Source organism: Salipiger bermudensis (genome assembly GCF_020171625.1).
Classification (GTDB): Bacteria; Pseudomonadota; Alphaproteobacteria; order Rhodobacterales; family Rhodobacteraceae; genus Salipiger; species Salipiger bermudensis_B.
In genome coordinates this window covers 135,825-148,498 of record NZ_JAIUZY010000011.1, presented here as the reverse complement: position 1 = coordinate 148,498, position 12,674 = coordinate 135,825, and the positions used below count along the sequence as shown (strand labels likewise).

Below are 12,674 nucleotides of genomic sequence, written 5' to 3'. Positions count from 1 at the left end.
AAGTCACAAACTCCGGAAACCGGAAAGGAATAAAAAAGGTGTCACGCGGCCGGCCCCCCGACAGGGCCACGCGACGGGATCAGATCTCTTTTTCGTTCGGGTTGACGATCTTGCATTTCCAGCCGGTCACCCGGAAGGCAGGATGCGTCTGGGTCCATCTCGCAAGCTCGGGTTGGGCGCCCATCATGCAGGTCATGGGAGAAATTTCGGTGAACAGCAGACGACGTTCTTGGCACTGATCTGGCGCCGTCGACAGACAGGCCACAAAAAGAAGCTCAATCATGTTTGCCTCGCGGGTTGGGACGTGATGCGGTGTCAGAGTCACGCAGGCAGTATGAAAAGTGGTTCAAGCCATTTGTGTCAGCCATGCTGCAACGCAGCATGAGGCTAAATTTTCGTCAGCGAGTGCCGCAAAATGCCACATCTTGGGCGTTAACTAAAGGTAAACAAAGCTGACCAAATGTTAATGCGTGCTCTGCCAACCCTCTCGCTCAAAGCCCAGCTCGGGCTTGCCGCAGGGCTTCTGACCCTCGCGACTCTGCTCACCGCGGGCATGGTGGTGCTCGGCATGGCGCAGGTTTCCGACAGGCTCGACAGCGCCCTTGCCGCCGAGCGGCGCCTTGAGGACTATGCCGTGCTCTCGACGCAGGTCTCCAGCTTCATCGTCATCGCCGCCGAGGTGATCCAGCGCGGTCAGCCGCCCGAGATGCGCGCCGAGCGCACCGGAACCGTCGCCGAAAACCTGCGTCAGACCTTCGCCCGCCTGCGCGCCGGGCTTGATCAGGAGGTCGCCAGCGCCGAGAGCCTCGGGCTCGACGCCCAGACCCGCCGCGCCACCCTTTCGCTGTCGATCGCGCGGATGGAGGCGCGGTTTGCGCAGGCCCATGACGGGCTGGTCTCCGCGACGGACGACCGCGACCGCCTGCGCGCCCATCTCGACACCTTCGCCTCCGGCTTCGAACCGCTGCTGTCCGAGGCGGTGACCGTGGAAAAACGCCTCCGGCGCGAGATCCTCACCGGCATCGACACGCTGCGCCAGCGCCTGACCACGGTGGCGCTCATCATGGCGCTGGCGGCGGTGCTGCTCTGCGCCGCGGTCTATTTCGGGCTGGTGCGACCGCAGTTCCGCCGGCTCGACGCGCTGCGGGCCGCCGCACAGCGCATCCGGGGCGAGGATTTCGCCTTTCGCCTGCCCGACGACCGCCGCGACGAGATCGGCCAGCTCTATGCCGAGACCAACCGCATGGCCGAGGCCCTCGCCACCCGCGCCGAGGCCGTGGCCGAGGACCGCGCCCGCCTGAACCAGATCATCGCAGAGCGCACCGAGGCCCTACGCGCCGCAAACGCGCGGCTCGAGCGCACCGACGAGGACCGCCGCCGCTTCTTCGCCGACATCTCGCACGAGCTGCGTACGCCGCTGACCGTCATCCTGATGGAGGCCCAGCTTGGCCGGCAGGGCGCGCCGGATCCGCAGGCCGCCTTCGCCACCATCGAGACCCGCGCCACCCGCCTCAACCGGCGCATTGACGACCTGCTGCGCATCGCCCGCTCCGAAACCGGCCAGCTCGGGCTCGACACCGCGCCGGTCGATCTCGGGGCGCTGGCGCGGGACGCCCTCACCGAAACCGCCGCCGAGCTGTCGAACGCGGGCCTCAGCGTCACCGCCCCCGACAGCCCCGAAGTCACCGTGCTGGGTGACCGCAACTGGCTGCGGCAGGTGATCGTGGGCGTGATCCGCAACGCCATCCGCCACGCCCGCAGCGGCGGCGCGCTGCGCCTCGAGGTCACCCCCGACGGCGCGGTCGAGGTCAGCGACAACGGCCCCGGCATCGCGCCCGCCGATCAGGCGCGGATCTTCGACCGCTTCGCGCAAGGCTCCGGCGGCACGGCGCAGGGCTTCGGGCTGGGCCTCGCGCTGGCCCGCTGGGTGGTCGAGCAGCAGGGCGGCAGCATTTCGGTGACAAGCCCCCTGCCCCGCGAGGCCGCTCTCGGCGACGCACCCGGGACGAAAATCTCGGTTCGCCTTCCGCCGGCCAGCGCGTAAGCTCCGCGCCATGACCAAAGCCGCCCCCCTCCTGGTGGTCGATGACGACCCCGAGATCTGCTCCGCCCTGGCGCGCGGGCTGGGGCTGCACGGCTACGTGGTCGAGACCCGCAACCGCGCCGACACCGCCCTGTCCGAGCTGACAGGCCGCCGCTACGCGGCCGCCGTGGTCGACGTCATGCTCGGCGCCGACAGCGGCATCGAGCTGGTGCGCGCCGCGCGCGCCGGCGGCGCGCAGCTGCCCATCGTCATGCTCTCGGCGCTCTCGGAGGTCGAGCACCGCGCCGCGGGCCTCGAGGCGGGGGCCGATGACTACGTCGTCAAGCCGTTCTCCTTCGACGAGCTGGTGGCGCGGCTCAAGGTGCAGGAGCGCCGCGTCGCCGCGCTGCGCCCCTCCCCCGCCAGACTGAGGGCGCAGGACCAGAGCCTCGTGACCGACACCCGCGCCGAGCACCTGACGGAGCGCGAGTTCGCGCTGCTGGCCCTGCTGGCCGACCATGCCGGCACTCCCCTGCCCCGCGGCACCATCTTCGATGCGCTCTGGGCCGGCGAGTCGCGCTCGGAAAACGTGGTCGACGTCTATATCGGCTACCTGCGCAAGAAACTGCAGCCGGCCTCGGATTTCGGCTTCGAGATCACCACGCTGCGCAATCGCGGCTTCTGTCTCGAAGGCACCGCCCCCACCCGCTGACCCGGCGGCAGTTTGGCCTTGCGCGCTCGCGCCGGTTTGGCGAAACACCGGGGATGCAGGAACAGGAGCGACCAATGGACCAAAGGCAGCTTGAGATGACCGTTCTGATGACGCCGGACATGGCGAATTTCAGCGGCAAGGTGCATGGTGGCGCGCTTCTCAACCTGCTCGATCGGGTGGCGTTTTCCTGTGCCTCGCGGTTTTCCGGGCGCTACGCGGTGACGCTGTCGGTGGATCAGGTGACCTTCAAGCAGCCGATCAACGTGGGCGAGCTGGTGACCTTCCGCGCCGCGGTGAACCATGTCGGGCACACCTCGATGGAGATCGGCATCCGGGTCGAGGCCGAGGATATCCGCAAGGGCACGCGGCGCCACACCAACTCGTGCTACTTCACCATGGTGGCGATGGGCGATGACGGCAAACCGGCGCAGGTGCCCGAGCTGAAGATCCTCACCGAGACCGAGGAAAAGCGCAACCGCGCCGCCGGTGTCCGCCGCCGCCTGCGTCGGCAGTTCTCGGAAGAGCTGCAGAAGGCGTCCGAAGGCTAAGCGAGCGGCCTCGCGGGCCAGCGGCGGGACGATCCGACGCTCGGACCCTCAAGATTTGTCCCGGCCGGGTCCGAAGCCCCTCACGACGACGCGCCAGCCCGACCACATCGCCCGCCCTTCCGGGCGGGTCATGCCGTCGTCACGCTTTCAAGATGACGGCGGCGCGGCGCCCTTCGGGCTTGAAGCCGCATTTCGACAACGCTCGAACCTCTGGATGACAGGCGCATATCTGCCCGCTGGTCACCGCCACGCGTGGTCTAAGGAACCCAGATCAGAGAAACGCCCGCGCGCCCCTACTCCCACTCGAGCTCCGTATAGGCGACCGTCGCGTTGCGGGCGTTGTACGCCTCGAACAGGGCCCACTCCCCCACCTCGCCCGTCCCAATCTGCTGCACCGCCTCTCCCAGCCGTGTCCCTGCATCGATCGCCGCGCGCGCATCCGCGGCCAGCGTATCGAGATAGTCCAGCACCGGCGCGCTGCCTTCGGGCCAGTCGAGCACCGGCCCGCCATGCCCCGGCACCAGCTGCGCCACCTCGAGCGCCTGCATCTCCGTCAGCACTGCCTGCCAGCCCCGCAGGCTGCCGTCGAGCGCCGGCACGTGCCGGTCGAACACCAGATCCCCGGCAAAGAGCGTTCCCGTCGCCCGGTCCAGCACCGTCAGATCGGTGCTGCTATGCGCCGTCTCCCAGGCACGCAATTCCAGCACCCGGCCCCCGAGATCGATCAGAGTGCCCCCCTCGACCGCGCGCGTCACCTCCGGCGCGCGGGTGCCAAGGAACAGCGGCAGGCCGATCTCGCGGGCGTAGCTCTCGAGGTAGTTGTCCTGCCGCTCCGCCAGCGCCCGCGCCAGACCCGCATGCCCCACCACCTCGGCCCCCGCGAAGACGCTCGCCCCGAACACATGATCGGGGTGCACATGGGTGAGGATCACATGCCGCACCGGCAGCGCGGTCTCGGCCCGGATCGCCCGCCACAGCGCCTCGCCGATCCACGCCGCCCCGCCGCTGTCGATCACCGCCACCGAGGCCTCGCCGATCACGAAGCCGAGGTTCGACACATCGCCGCCGTTCTCGGCATCCGGCTCCTCGATCCGGCCGACATGCGCAAAGACGCCCGGCGCCACCTCCTCGACCGCGAGCGCGCCGCCCGCGGCCCGGCAGGCCGCGCCCTCGACCGGTCGCGCCTCCAGCGCCGCCTCGCAGCCCGCGAGGGTCTCGGCCTCGGAGCCCGGCACCAGCGCCGCGCGGCAGGGTTCGCCCGCCAGCGCCGCACAGATCATCACAACCGCCTCGAACATCGCGCGCCTCCCCGCCACAGCCTCGCGCCACACACAGGCGTGATCCACACCGACCAAGTGCTCGGTACCGCGAGTCACCGATCCGTGGCATGATCCTACGGTATCCCGTGCGAGGAGGAGAAGCATGGACCGCCTGACCATCCCGGGCGCGCTTCTGGCGGCCGCCCTAGCGTTTCCGGCGCTCGCCGCAGACGTGCAGAACCCGCTGACCGACAGCCCGACATGGGACAGCCTGCGGGGCGACATCGTCGGCGAGGCCTTGATCGCCCCCGCCGACGGGCTGTTTTCCGTCGACGCCCCCTACCGCGCCGAAGACGCCGCAACGGTGCCGATCCACATCGTGCAGACCGACCCCGCCGCCCAGATCGAGCGCGCCACCGTGGTGATCGACGAGAACCCCGCCCCGGTCGCCGGCGAATTCACCTTCTCGCCCGCCATGGCGCCGCTCGATTTCGAGATGCGGGTGCGGGTCAACCAGTACTCCAACGTCCGCGTCATCGCCGACACCCTCGAGGGGCTGCGCATGGGCGGGCGCTTCGTGAAGGCCTCGGGCGGCTGCTCGGCACCGGCCACCCGCGACCCCGAGGTGGCGCGCGCCAACATGGGCCAGATGAAGCTGCGGCTGTTCGGCGCGACCGAGACGCCCGCCATGTCCGAGCCCCGGCGCGAGGCCCAGATCCAGATCCGACACCCCAACTATTCCGGCCTGCAGCGCGACCAGATCACCCAGCTCTTCATGCCGGCGCATTTCATCGATCATCTCGAGGTCTGGCAGGGCGACGAGCAGCTCTTCACGATGGAGGGCGGCATCTCGATCAGCGAGAACCCGGTGTTCCGCTTCAGCTATCTCGACAACGGCGCGCCGGCGCTGACCGTCCGGGCCAGCGACACCGAGGGCAACGCCTTCGAGACCGAGCTGCCCAAGCTCGAAAGCTAGAGCGGCTGCGCCGGCGGGTGGCGCAGCCGGTCCTGCTCGTCGATCACCCGCAGCCGGTGTGGCGGCTCCGCGCCCCAGCGCCACAGGACCGTGTTCCACGCCTCCGGTCTCGCGCCGGGCGCAAAGCTCGGCACCACCATGCCGCAGAACCCCGCTTCCACCAGACGCTCGGCCAGCGCCTGCGTCGGCGCCTGCCCCTCCACGGCCTGTCGCGTCGCCCAGTCCGGGATCGCCAGATCCACTGGCACCACACCGAACTCCGAGAGCGCCGCCGTGTCGCGCCCGTCGAACAGCGGCTCGAGATCCGCCGCCACCGCGACCAGCGTCACTGGCGCGAACATGCCCGCCTGCTGCACCTCGTTGAGTGCCGTCTCGACGCTGCCCGCGAGGTAGAGCGCCGCCCGGCCCGGGCGGTTGAACCGGCCGCCGAACTGCTTCGCCCCGTCGCCAGACAGTGGCCGATAGGCCCAGTAGGGGGACAGCGCACGATAGAGCGTGCCGCGGAACTGCATCAGGCGAAAAGGCCCGCGTCCATCCTGTCGAGATAGAGATGCACCCGGTCGGCATGGCCGTCGCGCACGAGCTGCATCGCGGTGGCCTCGCCAAACCCGGCCAGTGGCGTCGAGCGGTACCAGGCATAGGCCAGAAGGTCGGAGCCGAAGCGCGGCGCCACGCGGTTGAGGATCTCGACCATCTCGCGCAGCCGCTTCTGGGTGCGCGGCGTGCCGACCCGATTGGCGCGGGTCAGCGCGTCCCGGCCCAGACCGGCGGTCTGGGCGATCTCGTCGACCGTGGTGCGCAGGCTCTGCGCCATCAGCCGCGGCGCGAACACCCCTTGGTCGGAAACCCGCTGAAGATCCATGCCATGCCACCCCTTCTGACGCAACTTCCGTCAATATGGGTGGCAAACCGGGAAATCGCAAGAGCTCAGAAGAAACACACCACCTCGGCCTCGGCCTGCGCCCGGCGCAGCTCGACCACCAGATTGTTGGCGGCCACGGCGCTGTTGAACACCGCCATGCGCTCGCCCCCGGTGAGCCGCATCGACAGCACGGTCTCCGCCTCGACATAGGCCTCGTAGGGCAGGATCGCGGCGATCTCGTCGATCGAGCAGGCGCATTGCCGCAGCGCCTGCCGGCTCTGCCCGTTGGCGGCCATGCAGCCGAAGACATAATCCGCCCGCGCCTCGGTGGGGTAGTCGTTGAGCCGCTCCGCCACGCTCTGCGCCGCGGCGCCGCCCGGCCCCAGGCCGAACCCCAACACAAGGCCGAGCACGACCGCCCGGATCATTGCTCCGACACCTGCTCGAAGCGCATCGCCGAGAGGTAACCCTCCTCCCCCGCCCCCTCCGCGCCCTCTGCCCCCGGCGCTTCTGCCACGAGGCTGAGATACCACCCCGGCACCTCCTCCGACATGGTCACGCGCAGCTCGAGATCGCCGAAGCCCATCATCCGGTCGCGGTTCGGATCGTCGACAAAGGGCCGCAGCGTGACCGTCTGGGTCGCGACCGTCTCGCCGTCCAGCACCGCCTCGCCGGTTTCGATCTCCGCCGGCTGCACCAGCGCCTCCTTGACCCGGTTGCGGATGTAGAAGGGCGAGCCGCCGGCGGTCTCCGCCATGTCGCGGATCACGCTTTCATAGAAGACCATGATCATCGGGTTGCCGACGCTGGCCGGAAAGCTGCCGAGCGTGCGGTGCTTGCCGTCCTGCCGGAACTCCAGCGTCGCCAGCACCGCCTCGCCCTCCTCGAAGGACAGCGCGATGGCGCCGGTGTCGCGCGCCGCCGCCTCGGGGCTGGCCGCGTTGCGCACCTCGCGCGAGTAGGTCAGCTCCGCGTCGCGGCTCACCGCGTCGAGCGTGCCGCCCTTGAACAACAGATCATAGGTCTGCTCCGCCTCCGTCGTTGCCGCCCCGCCGGAGACCGCGAAACAGCCAAGTGCCGCCACGAGGGCCAGTGTCTTGCGCATGATGTGAATCCTCCCGCCGCCATGCTATTCCCCCTGCCCCGCCTGTCATTGCCGACTTTTGTCGGTGCCGCGCCCGGCTATCCTCCCCGCGCCACCGCCTGCCCTTCTTCTGGCCGGAAATATCCCGGGGGGTCCGGGGGGCTGGCCCCCCGGCGGAACGGCGGCGACAGCCGCCGTCACCGCACCGTCACCGCGCCGTGCCCTCCTCTGGCGCCTGCCAGCGCACCTTCCACTCGATGAGCGGACGCAGCCGCGACAGCTGCACCGGCTTGGTCAGCACCGAGAACCCCTCCCGCGCGCCGCGCCTGAGAAGCGCGTTGCTGCGGTCGGCGGTGATCATGATCGCCGGCACGCGCACGCCGCACTCGGCCCGCACCGCCGCAATCGCCCGGTCCCCGGTCTCGCCATCGTCGAGCTGGTAATCGGCCAGCACGATGTCGGGCGCCATGCCCATGTCGCGCACATGGGTCAGCGCCTCCGCCGCCGAGCGCGCCGCGAACACGCTCGCCCCCCATTGCTCGAGCTTTCCGGTCAGCGCGAAGAGCACGTCCGGGTCGTTCTCGATCACCACGATGAGGTGGTCCATCTCGGCCTCGGTCTCGACCTTCGCCGGGGCCGTGTCGCAGCGCTCCTGCGGCTCCATTCGCCGGCCGGCGGCCGCTTCCATCTCGACCGAGAAGACCGAGCCGATCCCCGGCTTCGAGCGCACCCGCACCTTGTGCCCGAGATGGCGGCAGGTGCGGTCGACGATCGACAGGCCCAGCCCCACGCCCGAGCCCAGCGGCACGTTGTCGGCGCGGGCGAACTCCTCGAAGATCCGCTTCTGGTCCTTGCGGCTGATGCCGATGCCGGTGTCCCAGACCTGCAGCTCCACCGCGCCGCCCTTGCGGCGGCAGCCCACCAGCACCCGACCGCCCTCCGGGGTGTATTGCAGCGCGTTGACCACGAGGTTCTGGATCGAGCGCAGCAGGTAGACCGGGTCCGAGCGCACGAAGACCATGCTCGGCACCACGTCGAGCTGCACCCCCTTTCGCTGCGCCACCGGGGTCTGGTCCTCCCAGACGCTGCGCATCAGCGTGCCCAGACACACATCCGAGGGCGTCAGCGCGCGGTCCGTCGAATCGAGCCGCGAGATGTCGAGCAGCGAGTGCAGCAGCTGTTCGATCGAGGCGAACGATCCGTCGAGCCGCTCGATCATCGGCGCGAACCGGCTCTCGGCGGCGCTGTCCTTCAGCGTGGCGATCAGCAGCTTGGCGGCATTGATCGGCTGCAACAGGTCGTGGCTGGCGGCGGCGAGGAACCGGGTCTTGGACGACACCGCCGCCTCGGCGCGCTCCTTGGCGACGCGCAGTTCCTCCTCGACCCGCGCCATCTCGGCGAATTGCTGGCGCAGCTGGGCATTGGCATGGGTCAGCTCGGTGGTGCGCTCGGCCACCCGGTTCTCCAGCATCACCGTGGCCCGGGTCTCGAGCGTGACGTCCTTGAGTTCGAGCAGCACCCCGCCATCGGGCAGCCGGTGCGCGTGCAGGTCCAGCATCCGTCCCGTGGCATGGCGCACCCGGCGGCGCAGCCGTCCCTGCCGCTCGAGCCGCTCGAGCCAGTAGCCGATATCGAAATTCTCGGCCTCGGTGATGAGCGCGTGCTGGGCGACGAAGTCAAGCATCCGGTGCAGGTCCGAGCCCTGCTGCAGCATGGTGTAGGGCAGCCCCAGAAGCTGGCGGAACTGCTGGTTGTACATCATCACCTCGCCCTCGGGCGAGAAGGTGCAGACCCCGGACGTCATGTTCTCGAACACCGCCTGAAGATAGTCGGCCTGACGGTCGATCAGGCTCTCCTTCTCCGAGCGGTTGCGGCGCACGATGGTGGTGATCTCGGTGAGCAGCAGCACCATGTTCTCGGCGCTCGTGCGCTGCAGGTTGATCTGGTACCAGCGATCGCCCACCAGCTCGATCACCAGCGACACCACCGAGGCCCCCACCCTGCCCCGCCTCGCCTGCGCCAGCGCGGTGTCGAAACTGCCCTCCACGGTCACCAGATAGAGGCTGTCGGCCATGGCGGCGAAACAGGCGTCGATCTCCAGCCCCGGCTGCAGCCGTTCCGAGATGTCGGGCAGCAGCGCCTGGAAGATGTCGTTGCAGACCTCGAGCCGCCCGGCGGTGAACAGCGCAACGCCCCCATCCATCGCCGCCAGCGCGTCGGCGAGGTTCTTGCGCATCCGCAGGGTGTCGTCGCGGGCATGGCGCAGCTCGTCGGTGGTGCGCTCGAGATCGCGGGTCTTGGCCCAGATCTGACCCTGCAGCGCGATGGCCGACTGGAAGGCGCCATAGGCCGAGCTGCCGACCTCGTGCTGCCGGTTGGCACGGCGCATCAGCGCGTCGATGATCTTGGCCTGCCGGGCGAGCTGGATGTCGAGCGGTTCGTCCGGGTCGATCATGCGAAGCTGTGCCTCCCCGGCTCGAAGAAGGCGACGCCCACGAAGGTCTGGTTCACATGCACCCCGCAATGCTGCTCGCCATAGGTGTTGAACCCCAGCACCCGGCGCCGGCGAAAGATCTCGCTGACCTGCGCGCCGAGATGCTTCTGCTCGATCTCGAGCTTGCGCAGCACGCAATCGAAGCCCAGCACGAAATCAGGCGCCACCGCGCGCGGGCCCTTCACGTCGAGCCCGGCCTCCAGCGTCTCGAGGATCTCCTTGCCGCGGCCCAGCGTCAGGATCAGCCCGTCATCGATGGCCCCGAGAAACGACAGCGCGTGCGCCCCCGGCGCGTCATGCACGGCGCGCACGTGGTAGTTCATGTTCTGCCGCACCAGCATCGGGTTCTCGGCAAACACCTCCGGTGAGAGCTGCTCCACCGGGCGGCCAATGAGGCGGGCATATTCCAGCGCCGCCGGCGCACCGTTGATCTCGAGCACCAGCCGCTCGTCGGGCAGCGCCTTGGTGACCACCATCTGCACGTCGGTGGGCAGGAAGTGATCGAACCCCAGCCCCTGGAACGCGAGGTCGGTCTCGAGCAGCAGCAGCAGCGCGGCGTTGGTGTGAAACTGCCCCTCGTGCAGGACGAAGGTTTCCCGGAAGGACAGGTTGTCGCCCGCCGAGCCGCCGAACACCGGCACCTCTCCAAGCGCCGCCTCGAGCGTGGCGACCAGCAGGTCCTCCTGCTTCGACAGACCGTCGGCAAAGATCAGCGCCAGCCGGTTCCAGCCCGCGGTGCGGCGGAAGCGGGCGGCGTGGTTGCGCAGCTCGCTGGCGATGGATTTCATCGACATCGGTTTGAGCGGCGCGATGAGCATCGAGGCGCAGCGGAAATGCGCCCGCGGGAAGGCCAGCAGCAAGAGCGCTTCGGTCTCGTAGCCCTCGGTGGTGATCGTGCCAGCCGTCGTGCAGCCGAAAACCGGCACCCCCCCTGCCCCGTCGTCGAGCGCGCTCGCCACCGCCTCGAGCGACAGCCCGTCGGGCACGAGGGCGAGCAGGAAGCAGGTCTCGTGCAGGTCGATCCCGGCCAGCGCCTCTTGCACCGCCGCCTGCGCGACGCGCTGGCGCGAGGCGGCAACCTGCACGAAGCGCGGCGGCGTCTGATCGTCGCGCATGGCTCAGCGGCTCAGGAAGGCCTGCGCGTCGGCCTCGCCGGCGCCGATCGTGGTGGCCGGGGCCGAGTTCTCGACCAGCACCGCCGCCTGGGTGCGGTTCTGCACCCCGAGCCGACGCAGCAGCGCGGTAATGTGGGCCTTGACCGTGGCCTCGGCCAACGACAGCTCGTAGGCGATCTGCTTGTTGGGCTTGCCGGCGCAGATCAACTTCATGATGCGCTGCTGCTGCGGGGTCAGTTCGGCGAGCTTGGGGTGCAGCGCCTCGAACGGCATGTCCTCCGCGCCGGATGCGGCGCTGCTCTGGTAGCCCGGGTGCACATAGGTCGCCCCGCCCGCGATCTCGCGCAGGGCCTGCCGCAGCATCGGCGAAGGCGCATCCTTGGGCAAGAAGCCCGCCGCGCCCTCCTCCATCACTGCTTGCACGACCTGCGCCGAGGTCAGCGACGAGATCACCAGGATCGGCGCATCCGGCAGTGCCTCTCGCAAGCGCTGGAACCCCGAGATGCCGCAGACATCCGGCAGCTTGAGGTCGAACATCACCAGATCCGGTGCCAGCCCGGCCTCGATCAGGTCCAGCGCCGCGCCGAGGGTCTGGGCCTTTTCCATCCGGCACTCGGAAAACACCAGCTGGATCGCCGCTGCCAGCGCATCGCTGTAGAGCGGATGGTCGTCCACGATCATGACCGACCGAACGGCGCCCGGCATGCGGGCCTCGGAAACGTCCTTCATTGAAATGTCCTCCCGGAAGGAAGGTTAGGCAGCCGATTTCATTCGCGCAATGGTGTTGTGGCCCCGACACGGGCGGCAGCGTCTCGCGGGGCCACGCACTGGGTGTCAGCCGTCGCTAGTGCAGCGCGCCGCTTTGCTTGGCGACATGGGTGGCAATGGCATCCATCAGCGGCGGCGACAGGCAGTCATAGGGCGCCAGCCCAAGCTCGCGCAGCCGCCCGCGGATCTCGTCCATGCGGTCGGGGTCGACCCCGGATTCGATCACCGACGACACGAAGGCCGCGAACTCCGCCGGCGCCCACCCGGATTGCGGCGACAGCTCGGTATGGACGAAATCGAGCCCGTGGAACGGATGACCGGTGTTCTCGATGCGGCCATACATGTGGACGCCGCATCCCTTGCAGGCATGGCGCTGGATCGCGGCCGAGGCGTCGACGATCTCGAGCTTTTCCTCATGCGCGGCGACCTTGAGCTTGTCGCGCCCGACCACCGCCACCTGGCTGAAGATCGCGCCCTTGGGCTTCCAGCACTTGGTGCAGCCGCAGACGTGATTGTGCGCGGTCTGCGCGTCGAGCTTCACCACCACCTGATCGCTTGGGCATTTGCATTTCAGCGTGCCGCCGGAAAAGCCGGGGCTCGCGGGTTTGACCCCGCCATCGACCGCCGGGTGAATCTTCACGTGGCTGTATTTCGGAGCGGCGCTTTCGGTCTGGCCGCCAAAGATCTTGTCGAGAATTCCCATCTGTCGAGTTCTCCTCCCTATTGAGCGGCGTCTCCATGCGTCGCCCGCATTTCAGCGTGCGCCCGGCCCGGCGCTCGGACAAGACACCCTTTCGTATCGGCCTGAAGTCGAAAATGCCGAGGTCTCCGCA

Annotated in this window: 14 protein-coding genes; 4 read left to right on the top strand and 10 right to left on the bottom strand. The window is 69.0% G+C overall.

What is annotated here, in order from left to right; genetic code table 11:
- Positions 1-79: 79 nt before the first annotated feature.
- Positions 80-283 (bottom strand): hypothetical protein, encoded by a 204-nt coding sequence (locus LCM15_RS17515; RefSeq protein WP_224858670.1) that lies wholly within the window; start codon positions 281-283, stop codon positions 80-82.
- A 183-nt stretch (positions 284-466) separates the two neighbouring features.
- Between LCM15_RS17515 and LCM15_RS17510 the strand changes: the two genes are divergently transcribed.
- From LCM15_RS17510 to LCM15_RS17500, 3 genes are all read left to right on the top strand, one after another.
- Positions 467-2,044 (top strand): sensor histidine kinase, encoded by a 1,578-nt coding sequence (locus tag LCM15_RS17510; RefSeq protein WP_224858667.1) that lies wholly within the window; start codon positions 467-469, stop codon positions 2,042-2,044.
- Between the two features lie 10 nt (positions 2,045-2,054).
- Positions 2,055-2,735: a response regulator transcription factor gene (locus LCM15_RS17505; RefSeq protein WP_224858665.1), complete on the top strand. Its 681-nt coding sequence runs from the start codon at positions 2,055-2,057 to the stop codon at positions 2,733-2,735.
- A 74-nt stretch (positions 2,736-2,809) separates the two neighbouring features.
- Positions 2,810-3,283 carry an acyl-CoA thioesterase gene (locus tag LCM15_RS17500; protein WP_224858663.1) on the top strand — a complete coding sequence of 158 codons (474 nt, stop codon included), beginning with the start codon at positions 2,810-2,812 and terminating at the stop codon, positions 3,281-3,283.
- Between the two features lie 293 nt (positions 3,284-3,576).
- Here the strand turns inward: LCM15_RS17500 and LCM15_RS17495 are convergent, their stop codons facing one another.
- Complete coding sequence (locus LCM15_RS17495; protein ID WP_224858661.1) at positions 3,577-4,581, bottom strand: quinoprotein relay system zinc metallohydrolase 2; 1,005 nt, start codon at positions 4,579-4,581, stop codon at positions 3,577-3,579.
- A gap of 124 nt (positions 4,582-4,705) precedes the next feature.
- Between LCM15_RS17495 and LCM15_RS17490 the strand changes: the two genes are divergently transcribed.
- Positions 4,706-5,518, top strand: coding sequence for a quinoprotein dehydrogenase-associated SoxYZ-like carrier (locus tag LCM15_RS17490; RefSeq protein ID WP_224858659.1), 813 nt, complete (start codon positions 4,706-4,708; stop codon positions 5,516-5,518).
- On the opposite strand, the gene LCM15_RS17485 is transcribed toward LCM15_RS17490, so the two are convergent.
- The 8 genes from LCM15_RS17485 to gfa form a co-directional block, all read right to left on the bottom strand.
- Positions 5,515-6,030 carry an RES family NAD+ phosphorylase gene (locus LCM15_RS17485; protein ID WP_224858657.1) on the bottom strand — a complete coding sequence of 172 codons (516 nt, stop codon included), beginning with the start codon at positions 6,028-6,030 and terminating at the stop codon, positions 5,515-5,517. The two genes, LCM15_RS17490 and LCM15_RS17485, sit on opposite strands and share 4 nt — an antisense overlap.
- Entirely contained in the window at positions 6,030-6,380 is a 351-nt protein-coding gene (locus LCM15_RS17480) for an antitoxin Xre/MbcA/ParS toxin-binding domain-containing protein (protein WP_224858655.1), read from the bottom strand. The genes LCM15_RS17485 and LCM15_RS17480 overlap by 1 nt, the downstream gene beginning before the upstream one ends.
- Before the next feature lie 65 nt (positions 6,381-6,445).
- Positions 6,446-6,808 carry a hypothetical protein gene (locus LCM15_RS17475; protein WP_224858653.1) on the bottom strand — a complete coding sequence of 121 codons (363 nt, stop codon included), beginning with the start codon at positions 6,806-6,808 and terminating at the stop codon, positions 6,446-6,448.
- Complete coding sequence (locus LCM15_RS17470) at positions 6,805-7,485, bottom strand: hypothetical protein (RefSeq protein WP_224858651.1); 681 nt, start codon at positions 7,483-7,485, stop codon at positions 6,805-6,807. The genes LCM15_RS17475 and LCM15_RS17470 overlap by 4 nt, the downstream gene beginning before the upstream one ends.
- Positions 7,486-7,672: 187 nt before the next feature.
- Positions 7,673-9,919: a PAS-domain containing protein gene (locus LCM15_RS17465; protein ID WP_224858649.1), complete on the bottom strand. Its 2,247-nt coding sequence runs from the start codon at positions 9,917-9,919 to the stop codon at positions 7,673-7,675.
- Positions 9,916-11,073 carry an FIST N-terminal domain-containing protein gene (locus LCM15_RS17460; protein ID WP_224858647.1) on the bottom strand — a complete coding sequence of 386 codons (1,158 nt, stop codon included), beginning with the start codon at positions 11,071-11,073 and terminating at the stop codon, positions 9,916-9,918. Before LCM15_RS17460 ends, LCM15_RS17465 begins: the two co-directional genes overlap by 4 nt.
- Before the next feature lie 3 nt (positions 11,074-11,076).
- Entirely contained in the window at positions 11,077-11,802 is a 726-nt protein-coding gene (locus LCM15_RS17455) for a LuxR C-terminal-related transcriptional regulator (protein WP_224858646.1), read from the bottom strand.
- Positions 11,803-11,917: 115 nt separating this feature from the next.
- Positions 11,918-12,544 (bottom strand): S-(hydroxymethyl)glutathione synthase, encoded by a 627-nt coding sequence (gene gfa / locus LCM15_RS17450; protein WP_224858645.1) that lies wholly within the window; start codon positions 12,542-12,544, stop codon positions 11,918-11,920.
- Positions 12,545-12,674: the final 130 nt, after the last annotated feature.